The organism is Flavitalea plasmicola, assembly GCF_030546645.1.
Lineage (GTDB): Bacteria > Bacteroidota > Bacteroidia > Chitinophagales > Chitinophagaceae > Puia.
In genome coordinates, this window is sequence record NZ_JAUOTO010000004.1 from 145636 (window position 1) to 170305 (window position 24670).

Below are 24670 nucleotides of genomic sequence, written 5' to 3' on the forward strand. Positions count from 1 at the left end.
AGGGGCTTTTTATTCTGTCCGGAGGGTTTTAGCAGGATTTACCAGCGCCATTTTGATCGTTTGGAAGCTGACGGTGAGTAATGCAATGAATAGTGTGGCGAAGCCCGCCGCGACGAAGGTCCAAGGGCTGATGCCGGCGCGGTAGGCGAAATGCTGCAGCCAGTGGTGCATGCAATACCATGCGATGGGAGAAGCTATGAGGATGGCTATCGCGACCAGAGAAACGAAGCTCTTACTCAGCATATAAGCAATATTGGCTACGCTGGCGCCCAGGACTTTCCTGATACCCATTTCCTTTGTCCTTTGCCTGGCGGAGAACATCGAGAGTCCGAATAAGCCCATGCAGGAAATAAAGATGGTGATGATCATGGCGGTGTTTATCAGGAAGGCGGTCTTTGTTTCCTTGTCATACATCCTGGCAATCGCGTCATCGAGGAAGGTGTAATTAAAGGGAGTGCGAGGGTAGATATCTTTCCACTGTTGTTCTATTTCTTTCAGGATGTCCTTCAGGTTAACCATGTGTTGTCCGGCCAGGGTCAGCTTCACCGCTATACTGGTCTCCGGTGCGGACATGTCTGCCATGACGACCGGCCGGATGGGTTCATGATAGGAATATTCATGGAAGTCGGCGACAACGCCGATGATGGGAAAGGCGTGATCGCCCATGTAGAGCGATTGACCTATGGCGTCGTGGGGGTCAGTGAAGCCCAATGCCCGGGACATGGATTGATTGATGACAAATTCTTTCAGGCCGTCGGCGTGCCTCAGGTTACTACCTGCCAATATTTTCATCTGATATAATGGGATAAAATGCTCGTCGGCGATCTGCAGGGCAGCGGGTATCTCCACTATGGTCTTGCTCTTGTATTGTAAGGGCATCGTCGTATGAAAATCAGTGATGGGATTGAAGGATTGCCGTGCAACCATGCTTACCCCGGGCAACTGCCGCAGCTTTTCGGCGAGAATTTTTGGCCTTTGGGTAGTGTCCCCCATGCCGGTATCGAGGGTGAGTATGGCATCGGATGAAAAGCCGAGGTCTTCGGTGCGCATGTAACTTATCTGGCGACTGATGATGATGGTGCTGATGATAAAGATCAGCGAAATGGTGAACTGAAAAACGATCAGACCTTTTCGAAGCCACCATTTTTCGCCGCCTTTTTGAGCTGCGGTTCCCTTGAGGCAGAGGACCGGAGTATGCCTGGACAAGACCCTGGCGGGGTACAGTCCGGATAAAAGAGTGGTGACGAGTGTGATCAGCACCAGGAACAGCATCATGTCCGGGCTGAAAAGGCGGAAGCTCAGGCCGTCGGGGACCATTGAATGGAACAACCTGAGCAATGGGTTGACAAGGAGAACGGCTATAACCATTGCAAAAAGGGTCAGCAGTCCTGTCTCGATCAGGAACAGGCGGGTGAGGCTGGCCCGGCTGCTGCCCAGGACCTTCCGTATGCCTACTTCCTTGGCTCTCCGTATGGACATGGCCGTGGATAAATTAACGAAATTGACCACTGCCAATAAAAGGATGAAAATCGCGATCCCCATCAGGATATACTGCGTCGTCATATGGGCTTTTGCATTGCCGTCATCCACTTTGGCGTTGAAATGGATGTCCGACAGCGGCTGCAATGAAAGGGACAGTTTTTCTTCCGGTTCAAGGCGGATCCGATCTTTGATCAATGCGGCCAGGCGGGCATTGACCTGTGCGGGTGTCGTGCCTTGGCTTAATTTTACGAAAGCCCTTGACGTCCAGGGTATTTCTCCATTTCCCCATTCATCGAGGCGGATGTCTTTCTTTAAGAAGCTGCTTTGGATCGTCCCGAATGAAATAAAGTCTGTAAAAGGGAAGTCGGTGTTGCCTTTCCAATCTTTTATCACTCCGGATACGAGGACCCGCAATGAGTCATTGTATACAACTTCCTTACCGATGATCTCACCGGGAGGTGTGCTGCCAAAGTGTTTGCGGGCGCTCGTCTCCGAGATGACCACTTTAAAAGGCGTATTCAACGCTGTGGCGGGATTGCCTGCCAGCCAATCATAAGCGAAGATGGAGAAATAGCCGGGTTCTGTAATGACGGTGGATGCTGATAGTTTGTGATATGCTGCTATGACCTCCAATCCGGGTATAGCCTTGCGAGCTGCCAGGGGAAGGGTCGGGGGGACGGAGGCTTCCGAATGTTTATCGCCGCCATTGTGCTCTTTTTCGTGTATGATCCTGTAAATGGATTGTCTGCCGGGATGGAAAGTGTCAAAACTGAGCTCATAATGGGTGATAATATAAATGGTCAGGCAGGCGCAGATGCCAAGTGCAAGACCCCATATGTTGATGAAAGCGTAGATCTTATTGCTGGTGATATTGCGCCAGGCGATCTTGAAATAGTTGCTCAGCATAGGCGGTGGTTGAGCTCTTAAGATAAAGCTAACCGGCCAATGCGGACGTTAAATTAAAGCTAAAGTGTTTTGATCTCCATGATCCTTTGTTCGAAGGCTTCGTTGGGGACGATGGATTTGTTCTTGATCCTGGTCTTATAGGTATTGATGGTATTGACGGAGTATTCGAGGATGCGGGCGATCTTTTCATTATCATGGATGCCCATTCTTATGAGGGCGAAGATGCGCAGGTCCGTGTTGAGGAACTCGTGGTCTTTCAACTGTACCCTGTCTTCTTCCCGGAAGAGGGCATTGAAGCCTTGAATGAAGTCGGGAAAGAGCTTGAGGAAGATCTTGTCAAAATTCTGCAGCAGCTCTTCTTTTTCTTTTTTCAGATTGGTATTGTTCACCAGGGTGATGAGGTCGTCCCATTTGCGATAGGCTATTTTCTGTTCCAGCGATTTTTTGAATTTTTCAATTTTCGCAAAAAATTCGGAGTCGGCGTTGAAGAAGTAGCCGATATATTCTTCCTTGATCTTATTGGCTTCCGAGAGTTTGTTGTTGGTTTCCATCAGCCGTTGGTTGACGGCCTGGACTTTCTCGTGCGCTTCGGTAATCTTTCTTTGCGCTGTTTTGAGCTTGCTGACCTGCCGGAATATGATGATGGCGAGGGTGACGACGATCAGCAGCAGGAGGGTGGTGATGACTGAATAGGTGATAAGGGTTCTTTTTTGCCCTTCTACGCGGCTGATCTTTTCGCCTTCTATGAGCGGGAGGATAGCGCTGACCTGCACCTTTCGCTGGCGGGCCCCATAGAAGCTGGCGTCCCGGATTGCGGCTTCGATATAGGAGGAAGCATTTTTTACATCCCCTTTCTTATAGAGGAGCTGGGCCAGGTTGAAAATTGCGGCAGTCTCTTTGGTGCAGGACCGGATATCCGCGATGGCTGCCCGGATGAGGAGCTGGATGGCAGTATCGGGCCGACCGTTGTAAATATAGATATCGCTGAGGGTGGAGGCGGTGACGGCGAGCTCATGATCGGAGAGGTCCGGGCGGCTGAGGAGCTGCCAGAGTTCGACCATGGCTATCTGGCGATGGTTGGATTTTATCTCTTTCAGCCCTTTGTAATAAGTGGAGAAAAAGGAGCCGGGGGCGTACAACTGCAAGGCGGAGTCCATGTACAGATTGCCTTTAGCGGTGTATACGGGTGTATAGTTCGCGTCGTTGTCGAAGTCTCCCAGGTCATAGTAGTAGCGTCCCATCAGGGCATAATATTCTGCTTTCAGGCTATCAGGGGCGCCTTTTATGGATATTTCGTTGAGGGAATCCAGGGTTTCCCTGAACATACCGGAGGACAGGAGGCAGAAGCCTGTTTTGAGGCGGGCGTATACGATGCGGGCGGGGTCGTCCAGGAGCAAAGCTATTTCCTGTAATTTCCGGGCATAAAAGGAGGCAGAATCGTAGTTAAATACCTTGTATTCCTCGTACAGGGGCTGGTAGCGCCGGAAAAGGAGCTCTTTGTCGTCGGGACCTGATGACAGAAGGTCCTTTTTTAATAATTCGATCTTTCGGAATTTTTCGGCGTCATACCGGGAGGCGGCCTCGATGGCCTGGTTGAGGTCACTCAGATCAAGGGGAGGATGATTTTGACAATAGGTTGTCAGGCATAAGGCTAATAATAGTACAGGAAGCAGTCGATGGCGCATGCACAAATGTAATATGCGCAGTTGGACCTTGGGGATGCAAGGGCAAAAAAAAGCCCAGATAGATATCCAGGCCGTTGCTAAAATCCAATATCCTATTAAAAGCCGATATATTATACGCAAAAGATGGTCCAATAGATTGCTCCCTTTAGAAAATTAATATCCACATAAAACCGGGGAATGACTGGGGAAGATTTTCCCCAGAAGTGGATGGATTTCTTCAATTTATGAGTAACATCGACGTGGCGGGGCAGGAATGGGAAAGGCAGATGGCGGCTTTGTCGACTGGACGCAGCAGCTGCCGGAGGATCGCAAGGAGCGGATGCTGATAGGGGGATTTGGGCTGGATCTTTTGTTCCGGATCCAAAAGGGATTACTGTAATACGAATGGTTTTAGCGAGAATTTTATGTAAATTGTAGATATGGCTTCGGAAAATGACAGGAAATACTTACAACAAGCGATAGAACTGGCAAATCAAGGAATAAAGGACGGTGTGGGAGGACCTTTTGGGTGTATTATCGTCAAGGATGGAGAGATAGTGGGGAGGGGGTGCAACCAGGTGACTTCGACGAACGATCCTACGGCGCATGCGGAGGTGGTAGCGATACGGGATGCCTGCCGGCGCCTGGGTAATTACCAGCTGACGGACTGTGATGTCTACACTTCCTGTGAGCCATGTCCTATGTGTCTGGGGGCGCTGTATTGGGCCCGGCCACGCAGGGTGGTGTATGCCAGTACGCGGCACGAGGCTGCGGATGCAGGGTTTGACGATGCTTTCATATACATAGAGATCAATGTTCCTCCGGGGGACAGGAAAATCCCTTTCAGTCATGAGTCGCTGGATGAAGCGGCGGCTGTATTCAGGTCGTGGAAGACCATGGGTGACAAGAAGTTGTACTGATCTATTCAATGATACGATTTATTCTCAATAGTAAGCTCATCGCGGCGGATGAACCGCCGGGCATGTTGCTGTTAGACCTTGTGCGTTACCGGGAGCACCTGACGGGCACCAAGATCGGATGCCGGGAGGGGGATTGTGGGGCGTGTACGGTTCTGATCGGGGAATTGACGGGAGGGGGGATGGTTTACCGTTCGGTCACTTCCTGCCTGACCGCCCTGGGGAATGTTCATCAGAAGCATGTAGTGACGATCGAAGGTATGAACATGGAGGGGTTGAATCCCCTGCAACAGGCTGTTTGCGAGGAAGGGGGAACGCAATGCGGTTTTTGCACGCCCGGGTTTATCGTTTCGATGGCGGGATTTTGTCTGAGCGGCCATGCCCCGACGCAGGCGGCGGCGCGGGCTGCTGTGGATGGGAATATCTGTCGCTGCACGGGATATAAGTCGATCGAGCGGGCGTTGGATAGGATGAATGATCTGCTGAAGGAAGCTGTGAGCGGTGAGCTGCGAGCTACAAGTGGGGGGGAAGCTGCAAGCTACAAACTGCAAGCTACAAGTGGGGGATTGGATAAGATGAGGTTTTTGGTGGAGCAAGGGATCTTGCCGGAATATTTTTTGGACATCCCTAAGCGGATGGCGGAGTTGGCATTGGAGCCGAATGGAGCGGTGAGAGCAGCTGCGAGTGAGGGAGAGGAAGCTGCAAGCTACAAGCCGCAAGCTGCAAGTGGAAGGAATGGATTGGATACGAGAGGGCGAAGGTTTTTGGGTGGAGGGACGGATCTTTATGTGCAGCAGCATGCGGCCATGGTGGGAGCTGATATTGGTTTTTTGACTGTGGGAGACCAATTGAAAGGTATCGTGCAGGAAGGGGGGCGATGTGTCATCGGCGGGGCTGCTACGGTGACGGACCTAATGGAATCTCCCGTAATACGACAGGCTTTTCCGCGATTTGAGCACTATGCCCGGCTGATCTCGTCTACACCTATACGTAATATCGCCACGGTGGCCGGTAACTTTGTCAATGCCTCGCCGATAGGTGACCTCACCATTTTTTTCCTGGCGTTGGATGCGTCGTTAACGTTGAGCGATGGCGTTGCAAGGCGGGAGCTGCCGCTGCGGAAATTCTTTAAGAAATATAAGACATTGGATAAGCGGCCCGAAGAATTCGTTGAAAAGGTGTCTTTTGATCTTCCGGGAGGGCGGGGGCTTTTCCATTTTGAAAAGGTGAGCAAGCGGACCTGTCTGGATATTGCCAGTGTGAATACGGCGATGTTGGTGAAGATGGAGGGAGGGGTGATAACAGAAGGGCATCTTTCGGCAGGCGGTGTCGGACCGGTGCCAGCGTATTTGGAAGGCACCTCTTTGCTGATGAAGGGGCGTCGGGTGGACGAGGGGCTGGTGGCGGAAGTTTTGGAGAGCGCTGATGGCGAGATCAGACCTATCAGTGATGCCCGGGGGACGGAGGCGTATAAGCGGCTGTTGCTGGGCCAGCTGATCAAAGGACATTTTTTGACATTGTTTCCCGGCCTGTCCGTTGAGGCGCTGCTGGAAATATAAATGGAAGGATCATGAAGAACATCGATTCTACGGGACATACGAGGGGGGAGTCCATTTACCTGGATGATATCCCTTTGCTGCGGGGGACCTTGTTCGGCGCCGTCTATGGCTCGCCGGTGGCGCATGGATTTATCCGACGGCTGGATGTCAGCGGAGCGGAGGAGACCCCGGGCGTGGTCCGCGTATTTACTTTCCAGGACATCAAGGGAGAGAACCAAATAGGGGGGATCATACCGGACGAACCATTATTTGCAGAGCATCATGTACATTTTTGCGGGATGCCGGTGGCATTTGTGGTAGCTGTTTCGGAGGATGCGGCCAGGCACGCAGTGGAAAAGATAAAGGTGGAAATCGAGCCATGGCCCGTGGTCACGGACCCGCGGGTGGCGCAGGCAAATGGCGAGCTGATCGTTCCGCCGAGGACTTTCCGGCTCGGGGATGTAGACCAGGCCTGGTCATTATGCGAGCATGTCATCGAGGGGCGGGCAGATACCAATGGGCAGGAACATCTATATATAGAAACGCAGGGCGCATATGCGATGCCGCTGGAAAATGATGTCATACGTGTGTATTCTTCCACGCAGGCGCCGACAGCTGTACAGCGGGCCATCTCCAAGGTGACGGCTTTGCCGATGCATGCATTGGATATCGAAGTGACGAGGCTGGGCGGTGGTTTTGGAGGCAAGGAGGACCAGGCCAATGTCTGGGCTGCCTTGTGTGCGCTGGCTTGTCTTCATCTTAAAAAGCCTGTGAAATATGCGATGCCCCGGACGGATGACATGGTGATGACGGGGAAGCGGCATCCTTATTCTTCGGACTTCAGGATCGGGGTGGACAAAGATCTGAAGATACTTGCTTACGAAGTGACCTTTTACCAGAATGCCGGTGCGGCGGCTGACTTGTCGCCGGCTGTGCTGGAAAGAACGCTTTTCCACTGTACAAATTCGTATTTCATTCCGAATGTCAGGGCTACCGCCTACAGCTGCCGGACGAACTTACCTCCCAATACGGCTTTCCGGGGATTTGGCGGTCCGCAGGGCATGTATGTCATCGAGGCGGCGATAGCAAAGGTGGCGGAGGGTTTGGGAGTGGATGCCGCGGTGATCCAAAAGAAGAACCTGCACCGGACGGGGGATATATTTCCTTACGGACAGCTGGCGGAAAGCGAAGCGCATGCCTGTTGGCAGAAGGCGGAGGATCTGTATGACATCCAGTCGATGAGAAGGGAGGTCGAAGCATTCAATGGAAGCAATAGGCTTTTTAAGAAAGGAATTGCATTTATGCCGGTCTGTTTTGGCATTTCATTTACCAAGACATTGATGAACCAGGCCAGAGCGCTGGTGCATGTATATACGGACGGCAGCGTTTCCCTGACGACCGGTGCGGTGGAGATGGGGCAGGGCGTTAACACCAAAATGTTACAGGTGGCGGCGGCGGTATTTTCCATAGATCCCGGATCAGTGAGGATACAGGCTACCAGTACTTTTAAGATCGCCAACACTTCTCCTTCGGCGGCCAGCGCGACGGCTGATCTGAATGGCAAGGCCGTGCAAATGGCTTGTGTGGAGATCCTTCGCAGATTGAAGGAAGTGGCGGCGGCGGAGTTGGGGGTTGCGGTGGAGGATGTTGAATGGAGAGAGGGGATGGTATGGGTGTCTGGTGCGGCGACGGAGCTGGACTGGAAAAAATTAGTGCTGGCTGCTTTTGTCAGGCGCGTGAGCCTGTCGGAACATGCGCATTATGCCACTCCGGGCATTCATTTCGATCCTTCGAAGGAGAAGGGGCATCCGTTCGCCTATCACGTATATGGTACGGCCATTGTCACCGTTACATTGGATTGCCTGCGGGGGAGGTATGTTATAGACGCCGTCAAAGTCGTCCATGACTTTGGGACCAGCATGAACCCGTTGATCGACCGGGGGCAAATGGAGGGCGGGATCGTGCAGGGCCTTGGCTGGATGACCATGGAGGAGGTGATCTATGATGAGAAGGGACGGTTGCGGTCCAATACATTATCTACTTACAAAGTGCCGGATATTTATTCCGTGCCGGAGGAGATCAGCATTGATTTTCTTCATACCCAGCGGGATAACCTGGCGATCTTTCGCAGCAAGGCGGTGGGTGAGCCTCCGTTGATGTATGGCATCGGCGTTTATTTTGCCTTGCGTCAGGCGATCAGGGCATTCAACCCTTCGACGGATCTTCCATTTTCCACTCCGCTGACACCGGAAAAAGTATTGATGGGACTCTATGACAAGAAATTGGAGCATGTACCAGGATAGGAAGCTGTTGGCCTGGCGACTGGCATTTTCCAGTATGCAGCGTGGTGTTCCGGCCTTGCTGTTGTATGTGCTGGAAAGCAAGGGCAGCAGTCCGGGAAGGCAGGGCTTCTTTATGGTGGTGAATGCGGAGGGCGAGATGGAGGGCTCAATCGGGGGAGGGATCATGGAACATAAGTTTACAGAGATGGCGAAGGAGTGTCTACGCCGTGGGGAGCATCTGCTTTCGGTGCGCCGGCAGGTGCATGACAAGGAGGTGGCAAGGGATCAGAGCGGGATGATCTGTTCGGGGGAACAGACGATCGTCTTGCTGAGTTTGGGTGACAGGGATATGACGACCGTCCGGAGGTTGGTGGGGTCGATAGAAAGCTATAGCAGCGGATGTCTTCGGTTGTCGTCATCCGGGATGGAATTCCTGCCGGAGGTTCCGGGCAGGGATTTTTATTTTTTGCCAGGCGAGGATTGGGTGTATGAGGAGAAGACCGGTTATAAGGATCGTTTGTTCATCGTCGGGGCGGGCCATTGTGCGTTGGCGTTCTCGCGGCTGATGCGGACGATGGATTTTTATATTTCTATTTATGATCACAGGGAGGGCCTGGATACGCTTTTGCGGAACGAGTATGTGCATGAGAAGGTGTTGATAAGTGATTATGGGGAGCTTGGCGGGTTAATAGGCGCCGGGCCTTCGCATCACTATGTGACGGTGATGACGCAGGGCTACCGGACGGATGACATGGCCATGCGGGTGCTGTTGCCGATGGAGTTCCGGTATTTCGGGCTACTGGGCAGCAAGGCCAAGGTTTCAAGGATGATGGAAGGGTACAGGGCGGAGGGGATCCCGGAGGAATGGCTGCGCAGAGTGCGGGGGCCGGCGGGATTGTCTATACACAGTCAGACGCCGGAGGAGATTGCGGTGAGCATTGCGGCGGAGATCGTGCAGGTGAAGCATGGGGTGTGATCAATGGACACCGGCCAACGGGATATTTACGAAGAGCGCGCAGCCCTTACCCGGAGCGGAGATAAATTGAGCTGTTCCTCCCTGGAATTCTGTCCGGCTGCGGATATTACTGATGCCAATGCCGCCTTTCTTTTCCGTGGGATCGAAGCCTACCCCATTGTCTTCAACGGAAAGCATGGCATTTGCCAGGTCTGTTCTTATCCGTATAGTGACCTGCGTGGCCTTTGCGTGTTTGTATATATTGCTCAGCTGTTCCTGGGATATCCTAAAAAAAGTTTCTTTAATGCTGACAGCTACCCGGTCGTCGCTCCAGTCCCCTGTTTCCAGCACAATGGCCTGCGTATACTGATAGTTGTCGGCGAGCGCTTTCAGCGCCTGCGGCAAAGCGCGTTCTGAAAAACGAGGCATTACCATCCTATGCGACAACCTGCGGGTTTCCTCCAGCGCTTCCATGATATTTTCCCGGCATTGTATAAGTATGGGTTTACAGATGGAAAAATTATCCAGGCTGAAAGACAACTGCATGCGTATGGCGGCCAGGATCTGGTTGATATTATCGTGCAGCTCCCTTCCTAATTGATTCCTTTCCACTTCCTGCGTCTGGAGAATGACGCCTGTGATCTTCTTCTGCTGTTCGATCTCATTTTGCAGCCTTTCCTCTTCCATACGGCGTCTTTCTGTAATGTCGTAGCCAATGGCGAAATACCGGGTGATCTCGCCTTTTTTGTTTTTAAGCGGCTGTCCTGTGATATGATGGATCCTTTTCTGGCCGTCTTTTGTATAGGTGACGAGGTCGCCGCTGTAGGATTGGTCGTTGCTTATTCTATCGGCCCAGCTCTGCAGCTGACGGAGGTCAGTTTCGGGGCCCTGGATCGTCGCGACGGGGTTTTTACCTATTATATCTTCCGCTGTAAACCCGGTGAGCCGGGTAAACCCTTCATTTACCCATATGGTATTCCCCGACTGCTTGTCGAAGATGACTACGCCGTTGTTGGTCTCCCTGGCTACCAGCGACAGTACTTCCAGTTCTTCCAGGATCTTTTTTTCCTCGGTGATATCTGTCACGATGAGGAAATAGTTGGCGACAGCGCTATTGGCCTGCCTGATGGCCTGTCCCTGCGCTCTTGTCCATACCTTTTTGCCTTTTTTGGTATAGATCAGGAATTCCTCCAGCATGGGCAGGCCGTTCTCCCTGCAATAGGCGGCCTTTTTCATAACGGCCATATCAGTTTCGGGGCCGTTGAGGAAAGCCCTTGAACTTTTTCCCATCAGCTCTTCGGCCGAGTAGCCTGTTAGCCGTGTGAAGCCTTCATTCATCCACAACATTTCTCCATTGGGATGCAAAATACATACTGCATTCACCGTCTCCCGCGCCAGTAGTGCAAGCACTTCCATTTCGCCCAGGATCCTTTTTCGCTCTGTAATATCCTGGAAGGAAATAACAATAGCATGAGGCTCTTTCTGAGGGGTGTGGGTAACGATGCCTGAATTCAGCTTGAGCCACTGTATGCCATTCTTTTTCTGTATACCGATGATCTTATTTTTAACAGCATGCAATTTTCCGTTGGTTTTATAGAAAAGGCCTTCGTGGGTTATTTCCTTTTCATGCTCATCGACCAGGACGCAGCCGGGATAGGGGAAACCTTTTTCTTTCAGCTCGTCCACCGGCATGCCCAGTATGGCTGCAGCGTTGTGGTTGATCGTGAGTATTTGCTTATCCAGGGTCTGCAGGATGACGCCTTCGCTCAATGAATTGACGAGGGCCCGGTATTTAATTTCGTCGGCCCTTATCTGCTCTTCGGCTTTTTTCCTTTCTGTAATGTCGCGAAAGGTGATGCTTACCTGCTGAATGGTCCCATCCTCTCCTTTTACCGGCATATAATTTATAAACAGCCATAAGCTGTCATCGTACGCTACCTCATATTCGACGGGGACACCTGACAGGGCGGAGGTCAGGTATTGTCGTGCCGGCGCTTTCCGATGTTCTGGCAGCAGGTCGATAAAACTGTCGCCTATTTGTACTATTGTATTGATCCGGCCGAACAGGTGGATTGCCCGCCGGTTGAATGTGAGTATCCTGAAGCTGTTGTCGATGAGTAAAACGCCTTCGGGGATATTATTGATGACTGCATTTATATAATCCTGGTGCCGCAGAGCCTGCTGCAGCGCCAGCTCATTGAGCTTTTTTTCGGTGATATCGCGAAGGCTGCCGCAAATACCTGCATATTTTCCATCGCCGGACAGGAAGGGGTATAGAGAAACGCTCAGCCATTTGGTAACGGCCATCTGGTATTTCCATTCAAAATGGACCCGTTGGCCTCCTGTCACTGTGGCGAGGTGTTCCATGAACAGCGGCTGCTGCTCTTTTGTAAGCAGCTCGTTAAAATCAAAATTTACGCCCAGGTGTCTGCCTGATACCGTGTAGTAAATCTCATCGCATGCAGTGTTGTGCCAGACGAGCTTGTAGCTATCGTCCAGCAGAAACAAGGGTTCTTCCAAGGTGTTGAGTATCGCTGGGAATATCTTTTCCCGGAAGCCGGGAACAGAATGAAGGGAGATATCGGACCTATCATTTACTAAGCTACTATCAGTTGGCATGCACTAGGGTTTTCAGGATAGGTCGGGATGAATTTATTAAATTTATTTGTAATAACAAAATAAATAGGAGAAAAATGTAATGGGAGACAGGCTACATGTTTAGTTCCTTGTCAGGGTGCCTGTAATGTATCCGTAAGGTTCGTCAGTGGCGATGAAGACCTCGTTGTTATTGTCCATGCCGAATTGCTGGAGGTTGAAAAGGATGTGATGTTTGTTGGGCATTTTCAGCGTGATCTCTTTTACTTCGGGAAAGTCTTTCAGGACGTTGGCACCCATGGCATAGAGGGTGTGCTGTACGGAGAGGCTTTTGTGGTTGGAGAAGGTTTGCAGGAGATCTTCTCTTATTGCAGCGTATAGGTGATCGGGGTTCGCGGGAAGGTTCTCATAGATCCAGGTGATGTCGCACTCGGTGGAAAAGATACGGTCGCTTGTCTCTTTCAGGGTGGTGTATTTATCCTTGATATAGTTCTCAAAGCCGGAGTCGGTGGTTTTTAAGATCAGGAGGTCGTTGATGCCTGCGGACAGGATGGTGGCCTGCCGGTTCCTGGTGATGAGGGCGACATGTTTTTCGGAGCCGCCGTTGACAAAGGAATGGGGGTGTGGGGTTCCGTTGAAGGTCATCCTGGTCCAGGAATATTCGGTGAGTCTTGTTCTCACTTCAGTAACCTGGGGGTTATTGGAGAGCAGGTAATCCGCCAGGAAAAGGCCGAATGCTTCGATGGAGGCGGTGAAGTGATCTTTGGCCAGTGCGTACACTGTATTTTTCATGGTATCGGTGGGCAGGACTTTTGTGTTATCGCCGGCGGTGTGTACGTCTTCGAAGTCCCCGGAGAGGGAGATATCGACGGAGATGTGCCGGATCTCGTGCCTGTCCGGGTGGCGAATGATCCTGGAGAGATTGATCGCGTTTTTCCCGTAAGCATTTTTATCTAACCGGATATCCATACTCCAATATAAATATTATTCTTAACTTCTCAGTATAAATGAAGACTGCTGTACATAGCAAGCGTGTGATCCTGCCCGACGGGGTCAGGGAAGCTACTTTATTCATAGAGGGTGGGATGATAACGGGGGTTGTCGGGGGGTTGGCGATGGCGGAAGGCATGGATCTGGTGGAGGTGGGGGATTCGGTGGTCATGCCGGGGGTGATCGATCCGCACGTGCATATCAATGAGCCGGGGAGGACGGACTGGGAGGGGTTTGACACGGCAACGCGTGCGGCGGCGGCAGGGGGGCTCACTATGTTGGTGGATATGCCGCTGAACTCGTCACCTGTGACTACCACCGGGGCGGCGTTTGACCGGAAGCGGGAAGCTGCTGAAGGGCGATTGCATTGCGACTGTGGTTTTTGGGGTGGCGTAGTTCCGGGAAATGAGCATGAGATTGAAGCGCTGATCGGGCGTGGCGTATTGGGTTTTAAAGCATTTCTCACTCATTCCGGGATCGATGAGTTCCCTAATGTGACGGAGGCTGATCTGCACAAGGTGATACCTATCATTGCTGCGCATGGATTGCCTTTATTGGTACATTGCGAGTTGGAAGGGGCGGGAACAGCTGCAAGCGGGGAGATACAAGCTGCAAGCTACAAGCTACAAGCTACAAGTGGGGGTAGAGGGGGAATGGATAGGGATCCCAGATCATATAGGAATTATCTTTTGTCACGACCTGCCAGGTGGGAAGTCGATGCGATCGACCTGATGATAAGGTTGTGTGCGCAATATGGGTGCCGTACGCATATCGTTCACCTGTCATCTGCGGCGGCAATAGGGGCTATCCGGCAGGCGAAGGAGCGGGGGCTGCCATTGACGGTGGAGACGGCGCCGCATTATTTATATTTTTCAGCGGAGGATATCGGAGACGGGGAGACGTATTTCAAATGCGCGCCTCCTATCCGTGAGCGGGAGAATAACGCGGCATTATGGGAAGCGTTGCGGGAGGGGGTGATCGACTTTGTGGCTACGGATCATTCTCCGGCGCCTCCGGCGATGAAAGAGCCGGAGGGGGGTGATCTTACCAGGGCGTGGGGTGGTATTGCTTCCTTGCAGCTGTCGCTCCCGGTTGTATGGACGGCAGCCAGGCGGAGAGGGTTTGAGGCAGGGGAACTGGCGCGGTGGATGTGTGCGTCGCCGGCGTTGCTGGTGGGTGAAGCGGGGCGGCGTGGTAAGATCGCACGTGGATATAGCGCGGACTTCGTAATATGGGACCCTGTGGGATCATTCCGGGTGGAGCGGGAGGGCCTGCTGCATCGACATAAGGGGACACCTTACCTGGGGGAGGAATTAAACGGAGTGGTGGAACAGACCTGGCTGAGAGGGGAAAAAATATTTGATAAGGAAGGGGGCGTACGACTCAATAGAGGGAGGGTGGTGATATGACAGGAACGATGCCAAGAGCGGAAAAGATATTATCCAGGATAAACGAATTGGCTTCCGTCAGCGAAGCGGCGAAAGGCATTACCCGGCGTTATGGGACGGCTGCGGCTGTGGAGGCCGGAGAGAAAGTGCGGGGGTGGATGCGGGCAGCGGGGCTGCGGGTAAGGGTGGATGCGATCGGGAATATCAGGGGGATATGGAAGTCGGAAAATGCCGGTGCGGACAGGCTGGTCATAGCTTCGCATATTGATACGGTGATCGACGCGGGGCGTTGGGATGGACCGTTGGGGGTTGTGATGGGGCTGGACCTATTGGAGAATATTATCAGCTCAGGCAGGAAGTTGCCTTTCGATGTAGAGCTGATCGCTTTTTGTGATGAAGAGGGCGTTCGATTTCATACGACCTATCTGGGCAGCAAAGTAGTGGCGGGGAGTTTTGAGCGGGACATGTTGGATAGGAAAGACGGAGAAGGGGTGAGCCTGAGGGAGGTGATCGGGATGATCGGAGGGAATGTGGAAGCGTTGGAGGGGGATGCGATACCTCCGGATCAATGGCTGGGTTACTTTGAAATACATATCGAGCAGGGGCCTGTACTATATGAGAAAAAGGCGCCCGTGGCGCTGGTGAAAGGCATTGCGGGACAAGTGAGAGCGGAGGTAGTTTTTAAGGGGATGGCGGGGCATGCGGGAACGGTACCGATGGATATGCGTAAAGATGCGTTGTGCGGGGCTGCCGCATTCATATTGGCGGTGGAGGAATTGGCGGCTCGTGCGGGAAGTGGGTTGGTGGCCACGGTAGGTAAGCTGCAGATCGCGAATGCAGCCAGCAATGTTATACCTGGTGAGGTTGTTTGCAGCGTAGATATCCGGAGTGCGGATGAGGTTGTGCTGTCGCAGGGGCATCTTCAGCTGAAGGAGCTGTGTGAAGCCATAGGCGCTCAACGGGCGCTGGAGGTTATTTGGACGGTTGTACAGTCTTCATCGCCTGTTGTCTGTGATGGCAGGATGAATGAGCTGCTGGGAAAGTCCATCAGGCGCGCCGGGTATGAAGTGCTGGAGCTGGTGAGCGGGGCCGGCCATGATGCCGTGCCCATCTCTGCCGTGTCGCCTGTCTGTATGCTATTTGTGCGGTGCTACAAGGGCATCAGCCACCATCCGCAGGAGCATGTGGAGACGGAGGACCTGGCGGCTGCGATCGTTGTCGCAGATGAATTTATACATCAATTGTCTGAAATATGGAAATATCCGCTTTAACCAGATCCGTAGTAAAAAGAAGTCATGCCCTGATCAGCCAGGATGGATATATCAACAGTGTGGTGCCGGGCTGGACCCACTGCACGGTGAATGTGATCATCAATGAGCAGATGGGCGCGCGTTTTTGTCAGACGATGGTTACGCTGCAGGTGGGCGGGGTGCTATCGGGCCGTACCCGGCAGTCGCAGTTATTTATTTATGTAATAAGCGGGAAGGGCAGGGCCGTGGTCAGCGGGGAGTCGAGATACCTTTTTGCCGGTCATTTTGTCTACATCCCTGTCGGAAAGGAGTATCATTTCGATGGCGGCGAGGAGGGGACTCAGCTGCTGACCTTTCATAAAGTGTATGAGCCATTGGAGGGGGCTGCTGTTCCGTTGACATTATTCGGCAATGCCGGAGATGTGGCAGGCAAGGAATACCTGGGGGATCGTGCTTTGCATCTGCAGGTGCTATTGCCGGAGAACTTGTCATTCGATATGGCGGTGAACATCTTTACGTATGATCCCGGCGGACATTTGCCGATGGTGGAGACGCATATCATGGAGCATGGGCTATTGTACTTACAGGGACAGGGCATTTACCGGCTCGACCAGGACTGGTATCCTGTTAAAAAGGGCGATAGCATCTGGATGGCGCCGTATTGCCAGCAATGGTTCACTGCCATGGGCAAGGAGCCGGCGGTATACATCTATTACAAGAACGTGAACAGGCATCCTACTACACTTTAACCGTTTATGTATGACACTGGAGGCGTTGAATGGTCTTGATAAGGGGGCATTGCGTGCCGTATTGAGCGGCTGTTGCGGAAGCCAGGCTTGGGTGCGGGGGATGGAGGATGTATTTCCCGTAAGGGATGTTCCAGGTTTGTTAGCGGCTGCCAGCCGGATATGGCGTGCGTGCGCGCCGAAGGATTGGCTGGAGGCTTTTGACCATCATCCCAGGATTGGGGACAGGGAGGCATTGAGGAAGAAATATGCGGGAACGGGTGCGTCGGCGGAGCAGGCGGGTGCGTTGGACGCATCTGTTAAAGTGCTGGAGGCCCTGGCGGAGGGGAACAGGGCGTATGAGGAGAAGTTTGGGTATATTTTTATCGTGTGCGCTACGGGTAAGTCTGCCAGCGAGATGCTGGGGTTGCTTCGTACGAGGTTGGGGAATGATCCGGCGAAAGAGTTGGTCATTGCTATGAGCGAGCAGGAAAAGATCACGGAACTACGACTTAAAAAATTACTGTCATGACCAGGATAACGACGCATGTATTGGATACTTCGAGGGGCCGTCCTGCGGAAGGGGTGAAGGCGACGCTATGCCGGATGCAGGTAGACGGGTGGGAGATCGTAGCGAAGGGGCAGACGAATGCAGATGGCAGGATCGGGGACTGGTCTGCCGCGGAAGCGGTACCGGGGAACGGCATTTATATCATACGATTCGAGACGAAGGATTACTTCGATAAATTGGGTGTTTCTTCCTTTTATCCTTTTGTGGAAGTATATTTCGAGGTGGCGGAAGACGGCCATTATCATATTCCATTATTACTGAGCCCTTATGGTTATACTACTTACAAGGGTTCCTGACAAATTATCATTATGCAACTTTCTATAAAAGAATCGGACAAAGAGAGCTTATTAGGCTCATTGAAGATAGCCAACCTTGCTTTCCAGGAAAAATATCCTGGTGACCGGCCGGACAGGCAGCCTGTGCATACGGTGTATGGGGGCGCCAACCTGTTCAAGGCTGACAGCTGTGTAAGGATGGGGGAAACTGCTTTGAAGAGTCTGCGTATGTATGCGCCAAATTTTGTGGAGCTGGCCCGGGCGTTGTCGCTGGAGGGACATGGGTACCTGCCTCAGACGGAGAGGGAGGTGACGAAGCTGACAGACAGGCTGGAAGGCATGGATGAGCCGGTGCGGCGCAGGGAAAAGGCCTGGCTGGCGTGGTCGGTGTACCAGAAGATCATACGCAAGCTGGAAACGGAGCCAGTGGAGGATTTTAGGATAGATTTCGAAGATGGGTTCGGTAACCGGCCGGATGAAGAGGAAGATGCTGTTGCGTTGAAGGCTGCTGCGGAGCTGGCGGCCGGGATGAAAGCGGGGACCATTTCTCCTTTTATCGGTATCCGGATCAAGCCTTTTACGGAAGATCTGAAATACCGGGGGGTACGGACGCTGGACCTGTTCATTACGGAATTGCTGAACAGGACGGGTGGGATATTGCCGGCTAATTTTGTGGTGATGCTGCCGAAGGTGACCATTCCCGAGCAGGTGAGCACGCTGGTGAGGTTATTCAGGATATTGGAAAAGGAGCGTGGGCTGGCGGAGGGGGTGTTGAAGATGGAGACGATGGTGGAGGCCACGCAGATCATTATGGATGACGAGGGGCGTAATCCATTGTACAGGATCATCGCTGCTTCCGAGGGGCGGTGTATCGCTGCGCATTTTGGGACTTACGATTATACGGCCTCCTGTGGTATAACGGCCAGGTACCAGACCATGTCGCATCCCGTATGTGATTTTGCGCATCATATGACCAAGGTTGCGTTGGGCGGCACGGGGATATTTCTTTCAGACGGGGCTACCAATGTGATGCCTATTGGTCCGCACAGGGGTGAGCAGCTGAGCTCAGAGCAGCTGCAGGAGAACCGGGACTCCGTGCACAGGGCCTGGAGGACGGGATATAGTCATACCATGCATTCCCTGATCAATGGATTTTACCAGGGGTGGGATTTGAACCCCGCACAATTACCTATGCGTTATGCCGCTACGTATACTTTCTTTTTGAGCAGCCTGGAAGATGCCACTGCGCGGCTGAAGGTATTTGTCGAGCGGGCTGCCATCTCTACTTTGACCGGCGATATTTTCGATGATGCGGCTACCGGACAGGGGCTGCTGAATTTCTTTTTAAAAGCGATGAACTGCGGAGCGATTGATGAGACGGCGGCGTTGGCTACGGGGTTGAGCCTGGAGGAGATCCGCAGCCGCAGCTTCTATAAAATTTTGCAAGGAAGAAGAAGTAAGGCGTAGGTTTTTTTCAGTATCTTACTGTATATGCATTTGTCACCCAAAGAAACGGAAAAGTTGTTGTTGTTCCTGGCTGGGGAGTTGGCGGAGAAGCGTTTGGCGCGTGGGCTGAAGCTGAATTATCCCGAGTCGATAGCGTTGATCAGCAGCAGGCTGCAGGAAGCGGCGCGGGACGGCAGGCCTGTGGCCGAGCTGATGCAGTATGGGACTACGATCCTTTCCCGGGCGGATGTGATGGAGGGGATACCGGAGATGATAGGGGAGATACAGATCGAAGCTACATTTCCGGACGGAACGAAGCTGGTGACCGTGCATGATCCCATCCGATGATCCCAGGAGAATATATATTGGCCAAAGAGGATATTCCATGCAATGTTGGCCGGGAAGTCCGCAGGCTAACGGTGGTGAATAAGGGCGATCGTCCTGTTCAGATCGGCAGCCATTTTCATTTTTTCGAAGTAAATAAGGAGATGGATCTCGACCGTGCGAAGGCATTCGGCATGCGGCTGAATATTCCTTCGGGTACGGCTGTCCGATTTGAGCCTGGCGAGGAGAAGGAAGTAGCGCTTGTGCCGCTGGGAGGATTGCGGCGGGCGGTGGGGTTCAATAATCTTGTAAACGGGCCTACGACATGAGTTTATCCATCAACCGTACAAAGTATGCAAATCTTTATGGTCCCACGACGGGGGACAGGGTCCGACTGGCGGACACGGAGCTATTCATACAAATAGAGAAGGATCACACCGTCTATGGCGATGAGGTCAAGTTTGGCGGAGGGAAAACGATCCGGGACGGCATGGGGCAATCCGCCACGGCCACCCGGAGCGAAGGGGTGCTGGACCTGGTGATAACGGGGGTGATCATCATCGATCATTGGGGGATCGTGAAGGCGGATATTGGCATAAAGGATGGGAAGATCGTGGGGATCGGAAAGGCGGGTAACCCGGACACGATGGAGGGCGTGGATGAGCACATGGTCATTGGCGCTTCGACAGAAGTGCATGGAGGCGCCGGGTTGATCGTGACACCGGGCGGGATCGACGCGCATATTCATTTTATCTGCCCACAGCAGATTGATCATGCGTTATATAGCGGTATCACCACGATGATCGGTGGGGGGACCGGGCCGGCGGACGGGACGAATGCCACGACGGTGACGCCAGGGGCATGGAATATCCGGCGGATGCTGGAGGCGGCGGAAGCTTTCCCCATGAATATAGGATTTCTGGGAAAGGGGAATTGTGCGACGGAGGCCCCTTTGGAGGAGCAGATCGAAGCCGGCGCCCTGGGATTGAAGATCCACGAGGACTGGGGATCGACGCCTGCGGTGATCGATGCATCGCTGAGGGTGGCGGATAAGCATGATGTACAGGTGGCTATTCATACGGACACGCTGAATGAGGCGGGGTTCCTGGAAAGTACGATGGCGGCTATCGGTGGCCGGGTGATCCATACGTATCATACGGAGGGTGCGGGAGGGGGGCATGCTCCTGATATCATCCGTGCAGCAATGTATCCGAATGTGCTGCCTTCGTCGACCAATCCAACCCGGCCGTATACGGTCAATACCATCGATGAGCATTTAGATATGCTGATGGTTTGTCATCATTTGAATAAGTCGGTGCCAGAGGATGTGGCATTTGCCGACTCCCGTATCCGTCCGGAAACTATTGCCGCGGAGGATATCTTACATGATATGGGGGTAATCAGCATGATGAGCTCGGATTCCCAGGCGATGGGACGTGTGAGCGAGGTGATCCTGCGTACCTGGCAGACGGCGGACAAGATGAAGAAGCAACGGGGCAGCCTGCCGGAGGATACGGACAAGGGACATGATAATTTCCGTGTAAAGCGTTATGTCGCCAAGTATACCATCAACCCCGCTATCACGCATGGGATCTCGGCGTATGTAGGGAGCTTGGAAGTGGGGAAGATTGCGGACCTCGTTTTATGGAAGCCCGCGTTATTCGGCGCCAAGCCGGAGATGATCATTAAGGGCGGGATGATCATTGCCGCCAGGATGGGTGATCCCAATGCCAGCATTCCCACGCCGCAGCCTGTGATCTACCGGCCTATGTTCGGCGCTTATGGGAAAGCATTGTTCAATACCTGCGTGACTTTCGTATCGGGTGTGTCTTTGAGGGCGGGTACGGTACAGGGGTATGGTTTGCAGAAGAGGGTGTTAGCTGTAGGGGGGTGTAGAGGTCTTTCCAAGCGAAGTATGGTGCATAATGATCAAATGCCTTCCATCGAGGTGAACCCGGAGAACTATGAGGTGCGGGTAGACGGACAGGTAGTCACTTGTGAGCCGTCGCGTGAGGTGGCGTTGGCGCAGCGGTACTTTTTATTTTAACTATGTTAATAAAGGAAAGAATAGGCGTTTTGGCGTCTTTCGAGTTACGGGGACGGGTAGTCGATGTGCTTGACCTGGAGTGGTATGAGACGGGGAAGCGGATCATGCGGAAGCGGACCCGGTCGGGAAGGGAGGTGGCTATGCGGTTTATGAACGAGCGTCCGGAACTGACGGAAGGGGATGTGCTGTATGCGGATATGGATCTTGTGGTGGTTGTCTCGATCGTTCCCTGTGCCGTAATGGTCATCCGGATGGGGAGTTTATATGGGGTGGCTGCCGTGTGTTATGAGATAGGCAACCGGCATTTGCCGTTGTACTATGAAGGGGATGAATTGTTGGCGCCGTATGAGGAGCCATTATACCGATGGCTGGTGGCGGGAGGGCACGGGGTTTCCCGGGACGAAAGGAAATTATTACGTCCGCTGCGGTCTACGGTGGCGGGGCATGTGCATGCGGAGGGAGGGTTGTTATCGAGGATATTAAAGGTTCGGGAATGAATTTATTGGGTTTATTGCAACTGAGTGATCCGGCTTTGCCGATCGGGGGGTATGCGCATTCGGGCGGGCTGGAAACCTATGTGCAGGCGGGGATTGTATGCGATCCGGTCAGTGCGGGGAATTTTGTGCAGGCGCTGTTGCGGACGAGTGTGCATTATACGGATGCGGCATTGGTGGCTTTGGCTTTTAAGGCGGTGCGTGCTCCCGGGGAGTTGTCGGGTTTGGATCAGTTATGTGAAGCCGTGAAATTGCCCAGGGAGATGCGGGAGGCGAGCAGGAAGTTAGGAGGGAGGTTGGGGAAAATATTTGAGGGATTGGTGGGCCCGGCAAGTGATGGGTGTTTCAGGTTTCCCAGGCACTATCCGGTGGCTTTTGGGTATTGCGCGGCCAGGCTGGGTATTGGGTTGCGTGAAGCGTTGACGGGATATTATTACAATGCGGCAGCGGGGATAGTGACCAACTGTGTGAAGCTGATACCGATGGGGCAGCAGGATGGGCAGGTGCTGTTGTTCTCCTTACAGCCTTTGATAACGGAGCTGGTGGAGCAGAACCTGGAGCCGGACAGGGAGTTGATCGGTATGTGCTGCGTGGGCCTGGATATCCGCTGTATGCAGCATGAGCAATTGTATTCCCGGCTATACATGTCCTGAATGAAAGAAAGAAATTATATAAAGATCGGAATTGCCGGACCGGTGGGGTCCGGTAAAACGGCGCTTATCGAGCGGCTGACAAGGCAGTTGGCGCATACGTATAGCCTGGCTGTCATTACCAATGATATTTATACGAAGGAGGATGCCGAATTCCTCACGCACCATAGTTTGTTGCCGGCGGAACGGATCATGGGTGTGGAAACGGGGGGGTGTCCTCATACGGCTATCAGGGAAGATGCGAGCATGAACCTGGAGGCTGTGGAGGAGATGGCCTTTCGATTCGCTGATCTGCGGATCATTTTTATAGAAAGCGGCGGGGACAACTTGTCGGCCACTTTTAGTCCGGATCTGGCGGATGTGAGCATCTTTGTCATCGATGTGGCGGAAGGGGACAAGATCCCCCGCAAGGGAGGTCCGGGTATTACCCGCAGTGATCTGCTGGTGATCAATAAGATCGATCTGGCGCCTTATGTGGGCGCCAGCCTGGAAGTAATGGAGCGGGATGCGCGAAAGATGCGGAAGGGTCAGCCTTTTGTATTCACCAACCTGATGAGCCTGGAAGGCCTGGAAAATGTCATTGGATGGATAAAGAGATATGCATTGCTGGAAGAGTCGGAGGAGCCTGTACTATGCCGATGAAGGGTATGCGGTCCGAAGTGGCTATCAAGGTGGCTGTGCGCAATGGTATCAGCTACCTGGCGTCCAGCTTTTTTACGCCTCCATTAAAAGTCGCCGATATAACGGAAGACAGGGCTGCGGGTGAGCTGCATCTCATGTTGATGAGCGCTTCTCCCGGCGTACTGGATGGGGATGACCTATCCATACGCGTGGAAGTGGAAGCTTTTGGCAGGCTGCAATTACATACGCAGTCTTATCAACGATTGTTCCAGATGAAGGAGGGGGCTGTGCAGGCAGTGGAAGTTACTTTGGGGAAAGGGGCTTGTTTTTCCTGGCTTCCTCACCCATGTGTGCCGCATGAGCGGGCTATTTTTACGGGGAGAAATAAAATATTCCTGTCAGAAGGCAGTCAGCTGATATGGGGTGAGGTGATCACCTGCGGCAGGAAGTTAAATGGCGAGGTCTTCAGGTATTCAAAATATCACGTAAAGACGGAAGTTTTTATCCAGGGGCAGCTGGCTATATTGGAGAATGTATGTCTGCGGCCTCCGGTATTTTCTGTGGAAGGGGTGGGGCAGATGGAAGGATATACGCACCAGGCCAGTTTGTTGTATGTAGGAAGCCGGGGTGTGGAGGTTTTGCAGGCGGAAAAGTGTTTGCAAGCGCTGGAAGGGGTGATTTATGGCAGAAGTGAGGGACCGGCCGGCAGCCTGGTGATAAGGATATTAGGGAATAAGGCCGAGCCACTGTATGATGTGCTGAAAGCGATGGGGGCATTGTTGTCGGGCTCTAAATCTGTTGGTTATGCAGGCTGAGATGGAAGTGTTGTTAATGGCGGCCGTGACGGTGGCCTGTCTTCATACGGTGACCGGTCCGGATCACTATTTACCATTTATTGCGTTGTCCAAGTCCAGGGGCTGGAGTTTTGGGCGGACGATCTTCTGGACGCTGGTATGCGGATGCGGGCATGTGTGGAGCTCGGTGTTACTGGGGCTGGGCGGGGCGGCCATCGGGTGGTCGTTGAGCAAGGTGAGGTGGATGGAAAATGTACGGGGCGGTGTTGCCGGATGGGCGATGTTGGGGTTTGGACTCGTGTATGGGGCCTGGGGTTTGGTGAGAGCCCGGCAGAACAGGCGGCATAAACATTTCGATGTTTACGAAGACGGGAGCGTATATGTTTATGAGCATCGGCATGGCGAGCTGGTGCGTCCCAAGGACCGGCATGCGGTGACGCCGTGGGTCTTGTTCATTGTCTTTGTGCTGGGGCCTTGTGAGCCAATGATCCCTTTATTATATTTTCCCGCGGCGAAAGCATCCTGGGGGGGCATGGCTCTGCTGATCGGGGTGTATACTTTCTTTACGCTGGCGACGATGGCGGGGATGGTGGTTGCGGGATATTACGGACTTTCTTTCTTACGGACGGATAGGCTGGAGCGTTATGTGCATGCACTGGGAGGGTTGACGTTGTTCCTGTGCGGGGCAGGGATGGTGTTCCTGGGATGGTAAAAGGGCAAAAAAAAGCTCCCCTTTTGAGGGAGCCCTTATGTATG

Annotated in this window: 23 protein-coding genes; 19 read left to right on the forward strand and 4 right to left on the reverse strand. The window is 53.0% G+C overall.

Features of this window, described 5'->3' with window-relative positions; genetic code table 11:
* Positions 1-9 precede the first annotated feature (9 nt).
* Together Q4E93_RS14900 and susR are read right to left on the reverse strand one after the other, a co-directional pair.
* Positions 10-2388 carry an ABC transporter permease gene (locus Q4E93_RS14900; protein WP_303586471.1) on the reverse strand — a complete coding sequence of 793 codons (2379 nt, stop codon included), beginning with the start codon at positions 2386-2388 and terminating at the stop codon, positions 10-12.
* Positions 2389-2447: 59 nt separating this feature from the next.
* Positions 2448-4073, reverse strand: coding sequence for a SusR family glycan utilization regulator (susR, locus tag Q4E93_RS14905; RefSeq protein WP_303586473.1), 1626 nt, complete (start codon positions 4071-4073; stop codon positions 2448-2450).
* Between the two features lie 253 nt (positions 4074-4326).
* Here susR and Q4E93_RS14910 point away from each other — a divergent pair, with 253 nt between their 5' ends.
* Genes Q4E93_RS14910 through Q4E93_RS14930 form a run of 5 tightly spaced genes read left to right on the forward strand, consistent with a single transcriptional unit; the run spans position 4327 to position 9765 of the window.
* Positions 4327-4452, forward strand: coding sequence for a hypothetical protein (locus Q4E93_RS14910; protein WP_303586475.1), 126 nt, complete (start codon positions 4327-4329; stop codon positions 4450-4452).
* 40 nt (positions 4453-4492) lie between these two features.
* Positions 4493-4972 (forward strand): nucleoside deaminase, encoded by a 480-nt coding sequence (locus tag Q4E93_RS14915; RefSeq protein WP_303586477.1) that lies wholly within the window; start codon positions 4493-4495, stop codon positions 4970-4972.
* Between the two features lie 8 nt (positions 4973-4980).
* A complete protein-coding gene (locus tag Q4E93_RS14920; RefSeq protein ID WP_303586479.1) occupies positions 4981-6528 on the forward strand; it encodes an FAD binding domain-containing protein in 1548 nt (515 codons plus the stop codon).
* Positions 6529-6539: 11 nt separating this feature from the next.
* Entirely contained in the window at positions 6540-8810 is a 2271-nt protein-coding gene (locus Q4E93_RS14925) for a xanthine dehydrogenase molybdopterin binding subunit (protein WP_303586480.1), read from the forward strand.
* Positions 8779-9765: an XdhC family protein gene (locus tag Q4E93_RS14930; protein ID WP_303586481.1), complete on the forward strand. Its 987-nt coding sequence runs from the start codon at positions 8779-8781 to the stop codon at positions 9763-9765. Before Q4E93_RS14925 ends, Q4E93_RS14930 begins: the two co-directional genes overlap by 32 nt.
* Here Q4E93_RS14930 and Q4E93_RS14935 read toward each other — a convergent pair whose 3' ends face one another.
* A complete protein-coding gene (locus Q4E93_RS14935; RefSeq protein ID WP_303586483.1) occupies positions 9766-12363 on the reverse strand; it encodes a PAS domain-containing sensor histidine kinase in 2598 nt (865 codons plus the stop codon). It abuts the gene before it with no gap.
* Positions 12364-12462: 99 nt separating this feature from the next.
* Positions 12463-13308, reverse strand: a complete 846-nt coding sequence (gene pucL, locus Q4E93_RS14940) for a factor-independent urate hydroxylase (RefSeq protein WP_303586485.1) — start codon at positions 13306-13308, stop codon at positions 12463-12465.
* Between the two features lie 38 nt (positions 13309-13346).
* Between pucL and allB the strand changes: the two genes are divergently transcribed.
* From allB to Q4E93_RS15010, 14 genes are read left to right on the forward strand one after another with little or no spacing between them, the layout of a single operon-like run.
* Positions 13347-14738: an allantoinase AllB gene (allB, locus tag Q4E93_RS14945; RefSeq protein WP_303586487.1), complete on the forward strand. Its 1392-nt coding sequence runs from the start codon at positions 13347-13349 to the stop codon at positions 14736-14738.
* 8 nt (positions 14739-14746) lie between these two features.
* Positions 14747-15988, forward strand: coding sequence for a M20 family metallo-hydrolase (locus tag Q4E93_RS14950; protein ID WP_303586489.1), 1242 nt, complete (start codon positions 14747-14749; stop codon positions 15986-15988).
* On the forward strand, positions 15970-16716 hold the full coding sequence (gene allE / locus Q4E93_RS14955; RefSeq protein ID WP_303586490.1) for a (S)-ureidoglycine aminohydrolase: 747 nt from the start codon (positions 15970-15972) through the stop codon (positions 16714-16716). Before Q4E93_RS14950 ends, allE begins: the two co-directional genes overlap by 19 nt.
* Before the next feature lie 10 nt (positions 16717-16726).
* Positions 16727-17224, forward strand: coding sequence for a 2-oxo-4-hydroxy-4-carboxy-5-ureidoimidazoline decarboxylase (gene uraD, locus Q4E93_RS14960; protein ID WP_303586492.1), 498 nt, complete (start codon positions 16727-16729; stop codon positions 17222-17224).
* Positions 17221-17559, forward strand: coding sequence for a hydroxyisourate hydrolase (gene uraH, locus Q4E93_RS14965; RefSeq protein WP_303586494.1), 339 nt, complete (start codon positions 17221-17223; stop codon positions 17557-17559). Before uraD ends, uraH begins: the two co-directional genes overlap by 4 nt.
* 12 nt (positions 17560-17571) lie before the next feature.
* Complete coding sequence (locus Q4E93_RS14970; RefSeq protein ID WP_303586496.1) at positions 17572-19005, forward strand: DUF6986 family protein; 1434 nt, start codon at positions 17572-17574, stop codon at positions 19003-19005.
* Between the two features lie 24 nt (positions 19006-19029).
* Positions 19030-19332 carry an urease subunit gamma gene (gene ureA / locus Q4E93_RS14975; RefSeq protein ID WP_303586498.1) on the forward strand — a complete coding sequence of 101 codons (303 nt, stop codon included), beginning with the start codon at positions 19030-19032 and terminating at the stop codon, positions 19330-19332.
* A complete protein-coding gene (gene ureB, locus Q4E93_RS14980; protein ID WP_303586500.1) occupies positions 19329-19637 on the forward strand; it encodes an urease subunit beta in 309 nt (102 codons plus the stop codon). The genes ureA and ureB overlap by 4 nt, the downstream gene beginning before the upstream one ends.
* Positions 19634-21355, forward strand: coding sequence for an urease subunit alpha (gene ureC, locus Q4E93_RS14985; RefSeq protein ID WP_303586502.1), 1722 nt, complete (start codon positions 19634-19636; stop codon positions 21353-21355). Before ureB ends, ureC begins: the two co-directional genes overlap by 4 nt.
* Before the next feature lie 2 nt (positions 21356-21357).
* The gene (locus tag Q4E93_RS14990) at positions 21358-21852 is read left to right on the forward strand and encodes an urease accessory protein UreE (protein WP_303586504.1); all 495 of its coding nucleotides are present in this window, start codon (positions 21358-21360) and stop codon (positions 21850-21852) included.
* Positions 21849-22502: an urease accessory protein UreF gene (locus Q4E93_RS14995; RefSeq protein ID WP_303586506.1), complete on the forward strand. Its 654-nt coding sequence runs from the start codon at positions 21849-21851 to the stop codon at positions 22500-22502. The genes Q4E93_RS14990 and Q4E93_RS14995 overlap by 4 nt, the downstream gene beginning before the upstream one ends.
* Positions 22503-23141, forward strand: a complete 639-nt coding sequence (ureG, locus tag Q4E93_RS15000; RefSeq protein ID WP_303586508.1) for an urease accessory protein UreG — start codon at positions 22503-22505, stop codon at positions 23139-23141. It abuts the gene before it with no gap.
* Positions 23084-23935, forward strand: coding sequence for an urease accessory protein UreD (locus Q4E93_RS15005; protein WP_303586510.1), 852 nt, complete (start codon positions 23084-23086; stop codon positions 23933-23935). Before ureG ends, Q4E93_RS15005 begins: the two co-directional genes overlap by 58 nt.
* Positions 23925-24626: a hypothetical protein gene (locus Q4E93_RS15010; RefSeq protein WP_303586512.1), complete on the forward strand. Its 702-nt coding sequence runs from the start codon at positions 23925-23927 to the stop codon at positions 24624-24626. Before Q4E93_RS15005 ends, Q4E93_RS15010 begins: the two co-directional genes overlap by 11 nt.
* Positions 24627-24670: the final 44 nt, after the last annotated feature.